We start from the raw sequence: 15,185 nt of genomic DNA on the forward strand, positions 1-15,185 counted from the left end.
CACCGGTGCGCGGCCTCCTCCCACCGCCTCCGCCCGCCCCGATCCGGCCGACGGCACGGCGGCGTCACGCGGACCGGACGGCCTCCCGTATCGTCGCACTGCACGCGCGCCCCCTTCCCCCGTCGGCCCCGCCCGCCCCGCGCGAGAAAGGACCCCATGAGCGACTGGATCGACTACTCCCAGAACCGGAAGATCCGGGAACTGGAGGAGAGTCTGGGCTCGGCCCACTACCAGATGGCCGTCGAACGCCGCAGCATGCGCTCGGAGCTGTCCCGCGTCCGGGGCACCCTCGAACAGAGGCTGGACCGCGTCTCGGCCTCCCTGGACGCCTTCATCGAACTCAGCGACGTGCGAGCCGTCCTGGCGATGTTCGACGGAGCCGCGCTGGCCCGCCACCGCACCCTCCAGATGCTGGACGGCGCGCCCCCGGCCCTCCTGGACCTGGAGGACGTCCCCGGCTACTGGCTGGTCCCGGCCGCCCTCGGCCTGCACGCGCTGCTGGAGGGCGACACCGACGCCGCCCGCGTCCGCTTCGACGAGGCCGCCCGGCGCGACGCGGAGCGCGCGGGCCACTTCGCGGCGCTGGCCACCGCCCTGACCAGCGCGGGCCACGCACGCGCCATGGACACCGCCGCGACCGCCGACCTGCTCCCGCACCTGCCCTCCCCCGCCGAGGAGGTGACCCGGGGCCAGCGCGCCCTGTGGCTACTCACCGCCGACGGCTCCTTCGGCGACGACGCCCGACAGCACCTGCTGCTGTCCACGCTGCGCGCCTGGTCCGAGGCCCAGGTCAGCGTCCCGGCCTCCGCGGGCCTGTCCGCCCTGGCGGCGGACGCCTCCGGCTCCCCGGCCTCCGGCGCGGGGAAGCCCGGCGCCCCGGCCTCCCGGGGGAAGCGGACCGGCGGTCTGGCCGGGCGCGCCGAGGCCGCGCGGCGGATCACCGCGCTGCGCGAGGGCGTCGCCCGCGTCGTCGCGCTCGACGGGCAGGACGCCTCCGCCGCGCTCGCCCCCGACGAGGTCAGCGCGGCGTTCCTCAACGAGACCCTGCGCCTGCTGGTGGAGGAGGGCAGCCCCGAGGAGGCCCCGCTGCTGGCCCGCGCCCGCGAACTGCGCGCGGTCATCGAGAGCAGCGGCGAGGGCGCGGCGCCGCGGCGGTGGACCGACCCCGTGGGCACCGTCGCCTCCCTGCTCGGCGACGACCTGGTCCGCCAGGACGCGCCGCCCCACCGCCGCACCTTCGCCCTTGCCCTGCAGCGCTCGGCCGTGGCCGAGCGCGCCGAGGAGCTGGTGCGCGAGGCCGCCGCGCCGGTGGAGGACTCCACGACCCTCCAGGCGCAGGGCGTGCGGGTGACGGTCTCCTCCCACGGCGCCGAACCCCGGGAGCTGGAGCGCGCCCGCACCCAGCTGCGCGAGCGCTGGCGCGACACCGGCCCCGCCCGGACCTACGCCTGGGGCCTCCTCGCCATGGCGGCTCTGCTGGCGCTGCTGGGGCTGACCTCGGGCAGCGGCCTGGTCTGGTTCCTGTGCGTGGCCGCCGCGGCGGGCGCCGGGGTCGCGCTGGTGATCGACCACTCCAGGCGCGCCGAGGCCCGCGACACCGCCGAGGCGACCGTGCGGCGGCTGGACGTCCAGGTCGCCGAGACCGCCGAGAAGTGGCGCGAGTCGCTGCTGGCCTCGGAGGAGCACGCCGTCACGGCCAGGCACGAGGCGGGACGGATCGACCGCCTACTCGACACCGGAGAGAAGTAGAGGACACGAGGGGACATGGGACTGTTCTCCGCGCGGACCAGGCTCCGCAGCGACCCGCAGGGGTTCTTCCAGGGCCCGATGGCGCACGCGCTGGCCTCCGGCGCGCACATGCCCACGGCCAACGGCGGGGTGTGGAACGCGGTGCACTCCTCGTGCTCGTGCTGCGACGCCCAGGACGAGCGGGACAAGCTCCGCGACTCCTGGGGCGTCACCGACCACGCGAGCTGGGACCGGGCGCTGCGCCGCCTGACCGACGACGCGTACTCCGCGACGGCGCTGTCGATCGTGCTGGACCTGCGCTCCCGGGCCATGGCGCAGGCCCCCGGGTGGCCCTTCGACGCGGGCGTCTGGCCGGACCTGATCGTGCGCTGGTGCCAGGAGCGGAACGCCGCCCCCGGCCTGTACGAGGAGCTCGTGACGGCGGCCGCGCAGGTCTGGGAGTACGAGGAGCGCATGGTGCGGGACGGGGTGCTGCCCCCGGGCACGCCGGTGCGCACGGTGCGCGCCTACGACTTCGGACGTGCGGTCAACCTCGCGCGGTGGGGTGTCAACGCCGGGTACGCCGACGAGCGCGCGGCGCACGCGCACATCCTGCGTGCGGGCGCGCAGTCCATGCGCTACCACGGGTCGTGGCAGGAGATGTCCGCCGGGTTCGTGCTGGGACGGGCGATGGCCTTCGACGAGGGCGCGTTCGGCCCGTACTACACCGACTCGGTGCGGGCGCACGCGGTGCTGGCCAAGGACCCGCAGAGCCCGTGGCTCCACCTGCCCTGGCGCATGTGAGGGGCGGTGCGGGTCAGGCGTCTCCGTCCACCGGTCCGGCCACGAGCAGGCGCATCTCCAGCGGCAGGTCGCGGATCCCCCGGGTGGTCATCCCGGCCGAACGCAGCAGCGCCTCGTACTCGCGCTCGGTGCGCTCGGCCCCGGTGGTCATCACCATCATGTGCGCGTCCAGGACGGCCGTGAGCCAGGGGGCGCCGTCGTCGGGCAGGACGCGTTCGGCGATCAGCACCAGCCCGTCGGGGGCCATCGCCTCGCGGCAGTTACGCAGCACGGCGCGGACGTCCTCGTCGGACCAGTTGTGCAGGACCCGGCTGAGCAGGTAGACGTCGGCGTCCCGGGGCACGGCCCGGAGGAAGTCGCCCTCCACCAGCTCGCACCGCCCCGCCTCGACGTACGCGCCGAGGCGGGCGCGGGCGGCGGCCAGCGCGGGCGGGCGCTCCACGAGCACCCCGCGGGTGTGCGGGGCCCGGGCCAGGACGGTGGCCAGCAGCTCTCCGTCCCCTCCCCCGAGGTCGACCACCGTGCGGGCGCCGGTGAAGTCGTGGACGTCGGGGACGGCGGTGGAGAAGCGGCCGCTCGCGGCCATCCCGGCCGTGTAGCGCGCCGCGTCGCCGGGGTGGCGTTCCAGGTGGGCGAACACGTCGGTGCCGTGGGCGGCCTCGAAGGCGGTGCCGCCGGTGCGCACGCTCTCGCCCAGGCGCGCCCACGCGGCGGTGAACATGTCGCTGTCGTAGAGCAGCGCCAGGTCGGCCATGCCCGAGGGGTGGTCCCGGTGCAGGGCGGCCCCGACCTCCGTGGGCCGGTAGCGCCCGTCGCGGTGCTCCACGACCCCCACGGCCGCGAGCAGGCGCAGCAGGCGTCCCAGCCGGTCGGGGCGCAGGTCCAGTTCGGCGGCCAGGGCCGCTGCGTCGGCGGCACCCCCGGCGAGGCGGTCGAGCACGCCCAGTTCGACCGCGGTGGCCACCGCCCGGGCCACCCACGGCCCGGTCATGAGCCGCAGCACCTCGCGCTCGGCGGATCCGTCCCCCGTCATCCCCACCTCCGTCAACAGACTCTCAGAGCCAACCGTTGCGACGGAAGACAACGTAGAGGCTCAGGCTCGTCAGCGCCATGAGGGCCAGGGACAGCGGCCAGCTGAACGCCCAGTGGTAGTCGCCGCCCGGGGAGATGTTCATGCCGTAGACGGAGGAGATGAGGGTGGGCACGACCAGGATGCCGCCCCAGGAGGAGACCTTCTTCATCGCCTCGTTCTGCGCCTGGTCGATGAGGGCGCTGTTGACCGACATGATGTTCTGCAACAACTGGCGGAAGCCGTCCACGCGCTCGCGCACGGCGGCGACGTGGTCGGCGACGTCGCGCAGGCGGTGGTGCAGCTCGCCGCGCCGTTCGGCGGGGATGCGGAAGGGGTCCGCGGAGGCGAAGCCCTGGCGGCGCGTCGGGGGTCGGGTCCCCTCCGGTTCGACGAGGGCGTCGGCGAACGGCCGCGGGTCCGGTGGACCGGGGCGTTCGGGGTCGTGGGCCAGCGGCCCCATGAGCCTGTCCAGGACGGTTCCGAGGGGTTCGACGGCGCGGGAGAGCAGGATGACCTCGCGGGCGAGGCGGTAGGTGCGCCGGGAGGCACGGGAGTCGCCGCCGAAGACCTGGTTCTCCACCTCGTCGATGTCGTCCTGGAGTTCGGAGACGACGGGCGCGTAGCCGTCCACGACCAGGTCCAGGACGGCGTGGACCACGGCCAGGGTGCCGTGTGCCAGGAGGCGGGGCTCGGCCTCCAGGAAGTCGCGGACGCTCTCGAAGTCCACCTGTTCGGTGTGGCCGATGGTGACCACGAAGTCCCGTCCCGCGAAGAGGTGGATCTCGTCGACCTCGACCGACTCGCGCACGGTGTCGTAGCGGGCCGGGCGCAGCACGAGGAAGAGCACGCCCCGGTAGACCTCGGCCTTGGGGCGCTGGTGGGCGACGATGGCGTCCTCCAGGGCCAGGGAGGGCAGGCCGAAGAGGCGGGCGACCTCGGTGAGCTGGTCGCGGGCGGGGGCGGTCATGCTGATCCAGGCCATGAGGCCCGGATCGCGCTCGGCGGCGCCGCGGGCCTCGGCGACGGTGTCGGTCTCGCGCTCGCGGCGCCCGTCGCGGTAGAGGACCGCGCGGACCGGGCCGGGCGAGCCGCGCTCGGGCAGCGCGGCCCTCCTGCGGCCCAGGTCCATGATGCGTTCCGGCGCGGAGTCGCTCATCTGTTTGTTGGGCGTGGACACCCCGTCCTTCAAGGCGGGGAGGACACGCCCCCTCCTTCCTGTCGCTTTCTGTCGGATTCGCCTCACGCGACCACAGGGCGGTCGCTACGGTGTGTGCCATGACCAGCAAGAGCGTGAAGCGGGCCTATCGATACCGCTTCTACCCGACCGGTGCGCAGGCGGCTGAGCTGTCGCGCACGTTCGGGTGCGTGCGCCTGGTCTACAACCGCGCCCTGGCCGAACGCACCGCCGCCTGGCACCAGCGCCAGGAGCGGGTGGGTTACTCCCAGACCTCGGTGATGCTGACCGCCTGGAAGAGGAGCGAGGAGTTGTCCTTCCTCGCCGAGGTCTCTTCCGTTCCGCTCCAGCAGACGCTGCGTCACCTGCACACCGCCTTTCGCAACTTCTTCGACAAGCGTGCGCGGTACCCGCGGTTCAAGTCCAAGAAGACGTCGCGGGCCTCGGCGGAGTACACCCGGTCCGCGTTCCGCTACCGCGACGGGCACCTGACCCTGGCCAAGATGGCCGACCCCCTGGACATCGTGTGGTCGCGCCCCCTGCCCGAAGGAGCACGCCCCTCCACGGTCACGGTGTCCCGTGACGCGGCCGGGCGCTGGTTCGTCTCGTTGCTGTGCGAGGACACCATCACATCGGCTCCGGCCATCCGCGACGCGGTCGGCGTGGACATGGGTGTGACATCGCTGATGGCCCTGTCGACGGGGGAGAAGGTGGCCAATCCCCGCCACGAACAACGCGACCGCGCCAGGCTGGCTCGGGCGCAGCGTGCCCTGTCGCGTAAACAACCGGGTTCGGCCAACCGGGACAAGGCGCGGCGCAAGGTGGCGCGGGTGCACGCCCGCATCACCGACCGGCGCCGGGACTTCCTGCACAAGCTCTCCTCTCGACTCGTCCGCGAGAACCAAGCGGTCGTGATCGAGGACCTGGCCGTGGCCAACATGGTCAAGAACAGGAGGCTGTCCCGGGCGATCTCGGATGTGGCCTGGCGTGAGCTGCGCAGCATGCTGGAGTACAAGTGCGCCTGGTACGGACGCGATCTGGTCGTGGTGGACCGGTTCTTCCCCTCCTCCAAGGCGTGCTCGACCCCCGGGTGCGGGTACCTCCATGCGTCGTTGCCGCTGCGTGTACGGGAGTGGACGTGCCCCCGGTGCGGGGTGGCCCATGACCGAGATGTGAACGCGGCGCTCAATCTCGAAGCCGCCGGGCTGGCGGTTGTTGCCTGCGGAGCTGGTGTGAGACCTCAACGGGAGTCCTCCCGGACGGGGCGACCGGCGACGAAACAGGAAGGCCACGGGGCGACCCGTGACGAGGCTTTGGCCTCGAACCACCGGTAGGCGGTTCCGGAATCTCCTGCCTTCAGGTAGGAGAGGAAGTCAAACGTGGTCTTCCCCTCCCGTGCGTGGTCGGACTGCGCGCCGCCCTGTCGGCACCGGACCGGCGGGCGAGCGCTCTCAGGAGGGACTGCCCCGAACGGGGCGGGGCAGTCCGGCCGGGGCCGTCCTCCACCGGGGAGGGCGCGGCGGCGCCGGGTCCCGGACGGAGTCCCTCAGCCGCGCAGCCCCGAGGCGCGGACCGTGATGTTGAGCCGCCCGTCCAGTCCCAGGGCGGGCGGAGCGGTGCCGGGCCGGGTGCGGGGGACGCCGTGGTAGGCCATGCGGGAGGGGCCGCCGAAGACGAACAGGTCCCCGCTGCGCAGTTCGACGTCGGTGTGGGGGCGGTTGCGGGTCTCGGTGTTGCCGAAGCGGAACACGCAGGTGTCGCCGAGGCTGAGGGAGACCACGGGTTCGCCGGAGAGCTCGTCGCGGTCCTGGTGCATGCCCATGCGCGCGTCGGCGTCGTAGAAGTTGACCAGGGCGACGTCGTAGGGGTCGGCGTCCGGGCCGGGAGGGGCGCCGTAGGCGGCCTCCACGGCCCGGGCGGCCAGGTCGCCGAGCAGGTCGGGGAAGGGCTGGACGGGTGTGCCGTCGGGCAGGAACCGGGCGTAGGAGTAGGCCTGCCGGTGCCGGGAGGGCCCGGGGCCCCGCCGTTCGGCGTGGGGGTTGGGCCCCGGTGACCAGTGCCAGCCCAGACTGACCATGCGCACGCTCATCACCCCGCCGCGCGGCATGGTGTGGCGGCGCATCCCGGCGGGCCCGCGCGCCCAGTCGCGGCAGCCCCGGACCAGGTCGGCCTGTTCCTCGGGGTCCAGCCAGCCGGGCACGTGCACGGCGCCGGGCGCCACCTGCGCGGGCGGGCGGTCGAACAGCGCGTCGCTCATGGGTCCCATGCTGCCCCGCGCGGGCGGTGGGCGCCAGCGCGGGGCGGAGCGGATCAGCGGCGCAGGAGTTCGCGGACGTTGACCACGAGCAGCAGCACCACGATCACCGCGACGGGGACGGTGATGGCGATGCGCCAGTTGACCACGAACGCGGCCACGACCCCCACGACGAGTCCGACGACCACCGCGATGACCGCCAGCCCGATGAGGTACTGGACGAACTTGCGGCGGGCCACGGAGTCGACCGCGGCGAAGACCACGACCACGCCGATCATCGCGTAGAAGGTGTACTGCCCGTTCAGGACGAACATGGGCAGCGCGAGCGAGATCAGCAGGAGCGGGGTGCTCAGGGCCACCCACAGGTGCAGGAAGCGGGTGGAGCGCTGCGTCCCCGAGGAGTAGGGCAGGTGCGGGGCCTTGAGGTGCCCGGTGGGCGAGGGCACCAGGGGGGTGTCCGCGGCCAGGGCGCGCAGGTGGGTGTCGCGCTCGTCGGCGGTCAGCACGCGGGTCTCGTAGACCTCGCCCAGTTCCATCTCCAGGGCGGCGATGCGCTCGGCGTACTCGCGGGCGCGGGGCCGTGAGTGGGCCTCGCGCTCCAGGACGATGCGGGCCGAGTGGAGCTGGCGCAGGCGGTCGCGGCGGCTGATGACGTCGGCGTCCAGGGTCCGCAGCCGCTCGTCCAGGGCGCGCACGTGGGCGCGCAGCTCGGCGCGGGCGGCGGTTTCGGTGGGGGCGACCTTCTGTAGGCCCACCCACGCCAGCGGGTCGGCCCAGGAGCGGCGGATGGTGCCGTCGCGCTCGTAGCGCGGGCCGCTGGGGGCGCGCTCGCCGTCGAAGAAGTCGCCGGTGTCGCGTCCCCACAGGCCGCGGTACCCCGTCAGCCAGGGGGTGTCGTCGTCGATGAGGACGGGCGACCACTCGCGGTCGCCGCCGGGGCCCAGGCGCATGCCGTCGCCGCGGGCGTAGTCGACGAAGGGGACGCCGATGCCGTGCCGGTTCAGGACGCTGTCGGCGCGGAAGATGCGGTGGGTGATCCACCGCCAGGCGCGCATGGGGCCGCGCAGGAAGGAGGGGTCGACCTGGATGAGGTAGTCCCCGGGGAGCATCTGGTGGGAGTGCGACCCCGCGCCGACGTAGACGATGGGGTGGTAGCCGTCCCGGTGCAGGTCGGGGTCGTCCCAGCAGCGGCGCAGGTCGTCGCCGTGGTACTCGTGCGAGGAGGCTCCCACCCAGACGGGGCGGGTGGTGCCGTCGGGGTTGTCCACGACGTAGACGGTGACGCGCTCCCAGTCGGCCTCGTGGTCGTTGACGCCGCCGTAGATGGTCCGCCAGTCGTTCATCGCGTAGAAGAACCAGTACTGGAGGATGGTGTAGCCGCCCTCGCGGGTGACGCGGCCGTAGTAGGTGACGCCGCCGTTGTCGACGCGCTCGCGGTAGCGGGTCACCGCGGCGAAGGTGAGGCCGCCGGGGACGGCCCCGCGGATGAGCAGGGAGAGCTTCATCAGGATGTCCAGGACCCGGCCCAGGACTCCGACGGCGGCCAGACGGCCGCTCTTGGGGATGACGGTGCGGGCCACGCCCTTGTAGCGGCGGGCCTCCTCGCGCAGGGTCTCCTCCTGGACGAAGCGCAGGTGCTTGTGGCGTCCGGGCCACTCCTCCTCGGCCCGACCGAGGCGGTCGAGGGTGAGTTCCCCGGCCGGGACGAGGCGGCGTTCGCCGCCGCCCGGCTCCTCGATCCACAGGCTGCAGTTGCGTACGTAGGCGTCCACGTCGGTGGGGAAGAAGAGCTCCCCCTTGGTGCACATGAGCACCGGTTCGTAGGCGCGGAGGAGTTCGAGATCAGATTTCGCGGCCATGGTTCGCACCAAGCTAGTGCATTCCGGAGACGCTCCGTACCGGTGCGGCGAAGTGGCGCGGGTGACGGATGTCGCTTGTGGGATGGGGCTTGCGCGTGCGTCCCAGTCTTGCCTTCCAGAGAGTCAATCACTTGCCAAGTTGGAAAGTGAGTGCCATGCTGACAACAGGTTGAGCGAACGGAGAACGACATGCGCAGGAACGAGGCGCTGGACGCGCTGGAGCGGGCGGAGACGGTGGGGACGCGGACGCGCTCGCGGGGCGGGTGGTACGCGGTCTACGGCGCGGTGTTCGGCGTCGCGACGCTGGCCCTGGTGCTGGTGGTGGGCCTGTTCCCCTCCCCGTGGGCGATCGCGGCCTCCACCGCCGGGTTCGGGGCGGCCATGGCCGTGATGACGGTGTTCGCCGTGCGCCAGCCGGTGCAGCCGCGGGGATACGCGTCCCTGCACCTGTGGACGATGGGCGTGTGGGGCGTGCTGTACGCGGTCTCCCTCTTCGTCGGCATGTACGCCTTCCCCGGGGAGCCCGCCTGGTGGGTGCCCGCGGCCCTGGCCTGCGCGGCGCCGCCGCTGGTGGCGGCCCACGTGTCCCTGCGCCGGAGCAGGAGCGCCTGATGGAGCACCCCCGCGGCAGGCTGGACGAGGTGATCCACTCCCCCGTGCGCTTCTCGGTCGTGGCGGCGCTGGCCGCCGTGGACCGCGCGGAGTTCCGTTTCGTGCGCGACACCGTCGAGGTCTCCGACTCGGTGCTGTCCAAGCAGGTCACGGTGTTGGAGAACGCGGGCTACGTGAAGGTGCACAAGGCCGCGGTGGGGCGGCGCACCCGCACCTCCCTGTCCCTGACCGGTGAGGGGCGGGCCGCCTTCGACCAGCACGTCCGTGCACTGCGCGAGATCGCCTCGGGAGCCCACGTCCGCGCCCCCGAGGCCGAGTGACCCCGCTCCCTCAGACCGCCCGGCCCGACACCGCTTCGGCCTCCTCCGTCAGGGCCTGCCCCTCGGGCCGGTGCGGGTCGGCGGCGGTGGCCGCGGCCAGATCGGGCACGGCGGGGCGGCGGGAGCCGTCGCCCCGGGCCGCGCCGGCGCCCGCGACCACCACCAGGACCATGCCGACGACCTGGATCAGGACGGGCGCCTGACCGATGACCACCAGGCCCATCACCAGGGCGACCGCCGGTTCCAGGCTGGAGAAGGTGCTGTAGGCGGTGCGGCTCATCCGTTGGAGGGCCACCATCTCCAGCAGGAACGGCACCATCGGGAACAGCAGCGCGATGAGCAGGGTGAACAGCACCAGGTCCGGGTCGGGGGCGGCGACCAGGCCGGGGGCGCCCAGCGGCGCGCTGACCACCGCGCCCACGGTCATGGTCAGGGCCAGACCGTGCACGGCGCCGAACCCGGCGCCCACCCGCTGGGTCAGCACGATGTAGCCCACCACGCAGACCGCGCCGGCCAGGGCGAAGCCGACCCCGACCAGGTCGAGTTCGCCCTGCCAGGGGCGGGTCAGGCAGAGCACGCCCGCGACCGCGGCGAGGATCCACACGAGTTCGCGGCGGCGGCGCATGGCGGCCACGGCCACCACGAGGGTGCCGAGGAACTCGATGGAGGTGGCGGTGCCGAGTTCGATCCGCGCCGTGGCCTCGGAGTAGAACAGCATCATCCCCGCGCTCGCTGTGCCCAGGATCACCACGGCGCCCAGTTCGCGCCGCGACGCCGCGCGCACCGCCCGCCACAGGGAGCGGCCGCCCAGGGCCAGCAGCAGGAGCGCGGCCCAGCTCAGCCGGAGCCAGGTGACGGTGGCGGGGCTGGCCTGGGCGAAGGCCGTGACGGCCAGCGCGCTGCCGGTGTGCAGGGTGAACATGCCGATGAGCAGCATGAGGGGCGCCGGGACCCCGAAGCGGGCACGGCGGAGCGAGGGAGTGAGAGAGCGGATCACCCGACCATTGCACCGACGTGGTTCGTTTCTGTCCACGGACCATTGGTTGATGGATCGTGTAGTTCCGGTGGACGGTCGGGTAGCTTCTGTGGATGGACTTCACCCGGTTGCGCCTGCTGGTCGAACTGGAACGGCTGGGCACGATGGCCGCCGTGTCCGAGGTCACGGGCATGAGCACGTCGGCGGTCTCCAAGCACTTCGCCGTCCTGGAGCGGGAGGCGGGCGTGCCGCTGATCGCGCCCGACGGGCGGCGGGTGCGTCTGACCCCGGCCGGGCGGCGGCTGGCCGAGCACGCGGTGGGCATCCTGGCGCGGGTGGAGGCGGCGCGGGCGGAGTTCGACGGCGAGGGCGAGCCGGTCGGCCGCGTCGACCTGGTGATGTACACCACGGCGGCGCCCCTGGTGCTGCCCGCGCTGCGCCGTCTGCGGCGCGACCACCCCGGGATCGACGTCCACCTGACCGAGCACGAGTCCGAGCACGCGCTGGAGCTGCTCCAGGACGGGCGGGCGGACCTGGGGGTGGTGTACCAGTACAGTCTGCTTCCCCGGGATTTTCCGGGGACGCTGACGGTGCACCCGATCGGGAGTGAGGACCTGCTGCTCGCCCAGCCCTCGGAGGGCGCCGACAGCCGCACCCTGACCCGGCGGCGGCTGCGGGAACTGGCGGAGGCGGCGTGGATCGTCAGCCCCTACCGGCGCGACGAGGAGGCGCTGGTGCAGCGCATGTGCGCCGAGGCCGGGTTCACGCCGCGCGTCGTCCACCGCATCGACAACCTGGAGCTGTTCGAGCAGCTGGCGGCGGAGGGTCTGGGGGTGGGCGTGGTGCCGCGGTTGTCGGCGGTGACCCGGCGCGGGGTGGCCCACGCGCCCCTGGGCGAACTCGGCGGGGTCCGCCGCGTCCACCTGGCGGGCCGCACCGGCGGATGGGCGTGGAAGCCCATCCGCCTGGTGGCGGAGTACCTGCGCGAGTCGGCCGCGGGCGTGCTGGCCGGGTAGGGCGGGGTCCCGGCGAGCCGGGACGGAGCGCGGCGTCCGGACGGGCGGCCGGGCGGGGCGGAACCTCAGCCCGCGATGGCGAAGGGCCCCACCGACGGCACGGGGACCTTGCTGGCGGCCTCGCGCATGGCGGTGAGCAGGGGTTCGGGCGAGGCGCCCGCGCGGGAGAGGGCGACGATGTGCCGGCGCGCGCTCTCGCGCACGCCCCGCACCACGATCCGCGGCGTGCTCAGCCCGGTCCAGGCCAGGCGCGGCATCAGGGCGATGCCCAGCCCCGCCTGCACCAGGGAGAACACGGCGCTGAAGTCGTCCACGGTGTGCACCACGCGGGGCTGGAAGCCCACCTGGTGGGCGGCGCCGGAGACGCACTCGTGCCAGGCGGTGCCGGGCGCGGACAGGATCCAGTCCTCGTCGGCGAGGTCCTCGGCCAGGTGGAGGCTGGTGCGCGCGGCCAGCGGGTGCTGGTAGGGCAGGATCGCGTCGAACAGCTCGACCATGACCGGGTCGACGCGAAAGTCCGGGTCGCCGCTGGCGGGCAGGTGGCCGGTGGACATGGTCAGGGCCATGTCCAGGCGGCCCGAGCGCACCATCTCGGCGCTGTGCTCGGGCTCGGCCTGGACGACCTCGAAGGACCAGTCCGGGTGGCTGGTGCGCAGGCGCGCCAGGGCCGGGGCGATGAGGTCGCTGATCCCGGTGGAGAAGGCGCCGATCCGGACGACGCCGCGGTCGCCCTCTGCGTACTCGGCCAGGTCGGCGCTGGCGCGCTCCATCTCCGCGAAGATGACGTGCGCGCGCTTGAGCAGGACCCGGGCCGCGCCGGTGAGCAGGAAACGGCGGCCGTTGCGTTCGACGAGGGGGACCCCGGCCTCCTTGGCCAGGGCGGCGAGCTGCTGGGAGACCGCCGACGGGGTGACGTTGAGCGCCTCCGCGGTCGCCGCCACCGTGTGGTGGTGGTCGAGTGCCTGGAGGAGCTGTAGCCGCCGAACGTCGATCATGGCCTCCAACTTATGGCAGCACGTACAGATTTCAGGGTGGTTTCGTACGCGTTGCGCAGGTTAGGGGCGTGATTCCATGCACATCGCCATCGGGCTCCACACTCAAAGAAAAAACAGAGCTTCTTCTCTTGCAGCAATCTCTGACGCCTCTTTCTCCGTGTCGGGCACGTTGCGGTCGATACGGACACGTACAGTCGGTGCCACAGCTCAACCACGGGTGAGACCCGGGGGGATCAGCACCCAATGCTGGTGGAACGGGTGAGAAAAAGATGCAAAATTCGCTGATGACCAAACCTCGACAGTCCGACGTCGGTGTGCTCAGCTTCCGCTACCTGGGAGCCCACGAGGTGGAGGAACTCGCGGACCTGTGGGGCGCCCTCCACCAGCAGCACACCCTGACGGCCCCGCACCTGGCGGACATCATCGGCCCCGTGAGCCTGGACGAGTCCTGGCGGCGCCGCCGCGCCCAGTACACGGCCTGGCTCTCCGACCCCGAGACCCTGGCGATCCTCGCCGAGAGCAACGGCGACCTGGCCGGGTACGCGATGGTCACCATCCGCGAGAACGCCCAGGGCAGCTGGGACCGCGGCGCGCGGGGCGCGGTGGTGCAGACCTTCGCCATCGACCCCGAGTACACCGGAAGCGGTGTGGCCTCCAAACTGCTGGAGGAGGTGCGCCGCCAGCTCGCGGGCATGGGCGTGCGCGACATCGAGTTCTCCGCGCTGGCCACGGCCTCCGAGGACATCCGCTTCCTGGAGGAGGAGGGCTTCCGCCCCTTCGTGACCACGATGGTCTGCCGCGTGGACGCCTTCGGCGCCCACGACTAGCGCCCGCGGGAGCCCGAGCCCCCTTTCCGGCCTCCGGGGCCGGGAAGGGGGCTTTCGCGTCGGCCCGCGCCCACGGGCCGCGGTCGGCGGTCCGCCCGAGGGGGCCGGCGCGGAACCACCGGCGGCCGTCCACCCCCGGCGGAGCGCGGGTGCGCGGGTGCCCGGTCACCGTGCCCGACACACCTCCGCGCCGCGCGGGGGCGAACCGCTACGCTCACCCCGTGGCCTCCGACTCCAACACCTGCAACTTCCCCGGCTGTGACCGGCCCGTGCCCCGTGCCTCCTCGCCCGGCCGTCCGCCGCAGTACTGCGACCTCCCCGAGCACACCCGCTGGCGCGCCTGGAAGGAACGCCAGCGCCAGACCCAGGAGGCCGAACGCCAGGAGGAGCTGGCCCGCGCCGCGCAGGAGCCCTCCGCCGCCGACTCCGCCGCGCCCTCCCCCCACACCGCCGGCTCCTCCCCCGCTTTCAGCACCGAACCGGTCACCTCCGCCCGCCTGCGCGCCGACGACCTGCTCACCCGCTTCGCCGTCCAGAGCGAGCAGCTCACCGCCACCCTCCAGGCGGCCACCGAGGCCTTCTCCACCATGACCGACCCGGCCGCGGCCGAGGCCCAGGTGGAGGCCGCCCGCCTCGCGGGAGCCCGGCACGCCGCAGAGGCCGACGCCGCCCGTCTGGAGGCGGAGAACCGCCGCCGCGAGGCCGAGAGCGCCCGGCGCGTGGCCGAGGACGCCGCCGCCTCCGCCGTCTCCGCCACCCAGGAGGCCGAGCGCATCGCCGAGGAGGCCCTGTCCGCCCGGGACGCCGCCGAGGCCGAGCGCGACCGGCAGCGCGCCCTCGCCGACGGGGCCCGGACCGAACGCGACGCCGCCGTCGCCGAGGCCAACGCCGGGCTGGCCGCCGCCGAACGCCGCATCGCCGAACAGGCCGCCCGCGCCCGCGAGGAGCTGGAGCACGAGCGGGCCGAGGCCGCCCGGCGGCTCCAGCACGCCCGCGCCGAGGCCGAGGGGCTGCGCGCCGAGACCGCCGAGCACGCCCGTCGGCGCGACGAGGCCGTCCTGGCGGCCGAGAGCGCCCGAGCCCGCGCCGAGACCGCCGAGGAGCGCGCGGGCGAGGCCGCCCGGACCCTGGCCGCCGAACGGGACCGCTTCGACGCCGAACTGGAGCGGACCCGCGAGCGCCTGGAGTCGGACCGCGCGGCCGCCGCCGACGAGCGCGAACGCCTCACCGCCGAGCTGGAGCGGCTCCGCGCCGACCGCGAGCGCCTGGCGGCCGACCTGGACGCCCAGCGCCGCAACGCCGAGATCACCCTGGCCGAGTCGCGGGAGGCCGCCGCCGCGCGCCTGGCCCTGGCCGAGGAGGCGCGCGATCGGGCCGTGGCCCGCGCCGAGCTGGCCGAACAGCGCGCGGAGAGGGCCGGGGCGCCCCCGGCCGGACAGGACGCGGAGCGCACCGCCACGTAGCGGTCCGCGCTCCGAACGGCCCGGCCCCTGTCCACGGCCCGCGCCCCTACGGATGTTCAGTAAGTCACCTAAGTGCCGGTTCGTC

14 protein-coding genes are annotated in these 15,185 nt (G+C 73.7%); 8 read left to right on the forward strand and 6 right to left on the reverse strand.

Translation table 11 applies throughout. The features are described from left to right. Positions 1-156 precede the first annotated feature (156 nt). Positions 157-1,749, forward strand: a complete 1,593-nt coding sequence (locus G011_RS0126575) for a hypothetical protein (protein ID WP_019611117.1) — start codon at positions 157-159, stop codon at positions 1,747-1,749. A gap of 15 nt (positions 1,750-1,764) precedes the next feature. Then, a complete protein-coding gene (locus tag G011_RS0126580) occupies positions 1,765-2,532 on the forward strand; it encodes a DUF1266 domain-containing protein (protein WP_019611118.1) in 768 nt (255 codons plus the stop codon). A 13-nt stretch (positions 2,533-2,545) separates the two neighbouring features. Here the strand turns inward: G011_RS0126580 and G011_RS0126585 are convergent, their stop codons facing one another. Beyond that, positions 2,546-3,565: a methyltransferase gene (locus tag G011_RS0126585; protein WP_019611119.1), complete on the reverse strand. Its 1,020-nt coding sequence runs from the start codon at positions 3,563-3,565 to the stop codon at positions 2,546-2,548. Between the two features lie 22 nt (positions 3,566-3,587). Next, on the reverse strand, positions 3,588-4,760 hold the full coding sequence (locus G011_RS0126590) for a magnesium and cobalt transport protein CorA (protein ID WP_026338690.1): 1,173 nt from the start codon (positions 4,758-4,760) through the stop codon (positions 3,588-3,590). 119 nt (positions 4,761-4,879) lie between these two features. Between G011_RS0126590 and G011_RS0126595 the strand changes: the two genes are divergently transcribed. Further along, a complete protein-coding gene (locus tag G011_RS0126595) occupies positions 4,880-6,112 on the forward strand; it encodes an RNA-guided endonuclease TnpB family protein (protein ID WP_019611121.1) in 1,233 nt (410 codons plus the stop codon). Positions 6,113-6,324: 212 nt separating this feature from the next. Here G011_RS0126595 and G011_RS0126600 read toward each other — a convergent pair whose 3' ends face one another. Beyond that, positions 6,325-7,035, reverse strand: coding sequence for an alpha-ketoglutarate-dependent dioxygenase AlkB (locus G011_RS0126600; RefSeq protein WP_019611122.1), 711 nt, complete (start codon positions 7,033-7,035; stop codon positions 6,325-6,327). A gap of 53 nt (positions 7,036-7,088) precedes the next feature. After that, complete coding sequence (locus tag G011_RS0126605; RefSeq protein ID WP_019611123.1) at positions 7,089-8,891, reverse strand: hypothetical protein; 1,803 nt, start codon at positions 8,889-8,891, stop codon at positions 7,089-7,091. A gap of 189 nt (positions 8,892-9,080) precedes the next feature. On the opposite strand from G011_RS0126605, the gene G011_RS0126610 reads away from it, so the two are divergent. Both G011_RS0126610 and G011_RS0126615 read left to right on the forward strand, forming a co-directional pair. Continuing rightward, the gene (locus G011_RS0126610; protein ID WP_019611124.1) at positions 9,081-9,503 is read left to right on the forward strand and encodes a hypothetical protein; all 423 of its coding nucleotides are present in this window, start codon (positions 9,081-9,083) and stop codon (positions 9,501-9,503) included. Beyond that, positions 9,503-9,823, forward strand: coding sequence for a transcriptional regulator (locus G011_RS0126615; protein WP_019611125.1), 321 nt, complete (start codon positions 9,503-9,505; stop codon positions 9,821-9,823). The genes G011_RS0126610 and G011_RS0126615 overlap by 1 nt, the downstream gene beginning before the upstream one ends. A 10-nt stretch (positions 9,824-9,833) precedes the next feature. On the opposite strand, the gene G011_RS0126620 is transcribed toward G011_RS0126615, so the two are convergent. Then, positions 9,834-10,820, reverse strand: coding sequence for a DMT family transporter (locus G011_RS0126620; protein ID WP_019611126.1), 987 nt, complete (start codon positions 10,818-10,820; stop codon positions 9,834-9,836). Positions 10,821-10,912: 92 nt separating this feature from the next. On the opposite strand from G011_RS0126620, the gene G011_RS0126625 reads away from it, so the two are divergent. Beyond that, positions 10,913-11,815: a LysR family transcriptional regulator gene (locus G011_RS0126625; RefSeq protein ID WP_013153570.1), complete on the forward strand. Its 903-nt coding sequence runs from the start codon at positions 10,913-10,915 to the stop codon at positions 11,813-11,815. Positions 11,816-11,880: 65 nt separating this feature from the next. Here the strand turns inward: G011_RS0126625 and G011_RS0126630 are convergent, their stop codons facing one another. Further along, positions 11,881-12,810 carry a LysR family transcriptional regulator gene (locus tag G011_RS0126630; RefSeq protein ID WP_026338691.1) on the reverse strand — a complete coding sequence of 310 codons (930 nt, stop codon included), beginning with the start codon at positions 12,808-12,810 and terminating at the stop codon, positions 11,881-11,883. 284 nt (positions 12,811-13,094) lie between these two features. Here G011_RS0126630 and G011_RS0126635 point away from each other — a divergent pair, with 284 nt between their 5' ends. Together G011_RS0126635 and G011_RS0126640 are read left to right on the forward strand one after the other, a co-directional pair. Next, on the forward strand, positions 13,095-13,637 hold the full coding sequence (locus tag G011_RS0126635) for a GNAT family N-acetyltransferase (RefSeq protein ID WP_019611128.1): 543 nt from the start codon (positions 13,095-13,097) through the stop codon (positions 13,635-13,637). 221 nt (positions 13,638-13,858) lie between these two features. Further along, entirely contained in the window at positions 13,859-15,100 is a 1,242-nt protein-coding gene (locus tag G011_RS0126640; RefSeq protein ID WP_036553163.1) for a hypothetical protein, read from the forward strand. The last annotated feature ends 85 nt before the right edge of the window (positions 15,101-15,185 follow it).

The sequence above is a fragment of the Nocardiopsis sp. CNS-639 genome (assembly GCF_000381685.1).
GTDB classification, from domain to species: domain Bacteria; phylum Actinomycetota; class Actinomycetes; order Streptosporangiales; family Streptosporangiaceae; genus Nocardiopsis; species Nocardiopsis dassonvillei.

Coding starts and splice junctions, on each gene's coding strand:
- G011_RS0126575 (WP_019611117.1), top strand. CDS start 157: ATGAGCGACTGGATCGACTACTCCCAGAACCGGAAGATCCGGGAACTG.
- G011_RS0126580 (WP_019611118.1), top strand. CDS start 1,765: ATGGGACTGTTCTCCGCGCGGACCAGGCTCCGCAGCGACCCGCAGGGG.
- G011_RS0126585 (WP_019611119.1), bottom strand. CDS start 3,565: ATGACGGGGGACGGATCCGCCGAGCGCGAGGTGCTGCGGCTCATGACC.
- G011_RS0126590 (WP_026338690.1), bottom strand. CDS start 4,760: ATGAGCGACTCCGCGCCGGAACGCATCATGGACCTGGGCCGCAGGAGG.
- G011_RS0126595 (WP_019611121.1), top strand. CDS start 4,880: ATGACCAGCAAGAGCGTGAAGCGGGCCTATCGATACCGCTTCTACCCG.
- G011_RS0126600 (WP_019611122.1), bottom strand. CDS start 7,035: ATGAGCGACGCGCTGTTCGACCGCCCGCCCGCGCAGGTGGCGCCCGGC.
- G011_RS0126605 (WP_019611123.1), bottom strand. CDS start 8,891: ATGGCCGCGAAATCTGATCTCGAACTCCTCCGCGCCTACGAACCGGTG.
- G011_RS0126610 (WP_019611124.1), top strand. CDS start 9,081: ATGCGCAGGAACGAGGCGCTGGACGCGCTGGAGCGGGCGGAGACGGTG.
- G011_RS0126615 (WP_019611125.1), top strand. CDS start 9,503: ATGGAGCACCCCCGCGGCAGGCTGGACGAGGTGATCCACTCCCCCGTG.
- G011_RS0126625 (WP_013153570.1), top strand. CDS start 10,913: ATGGACTTCACCCGGTTGCGCCTGCTGGTCGAACTGGAACGGCTGGGC.
- G011_RS0126630 (WP_026338691.1), bottom strand. CDS start 12,810: ATGATCGACGTTCGGCGGCTACAGCTCCTCCAGGCACTCGACCACCAC.
- G011_RS0126635 (WP_019611128.1), top strand. CDS start 13,095: ATGACCAAACCTCGACAGTCCGACGTCGGTGTGCTCAGCTTCCGCTAC.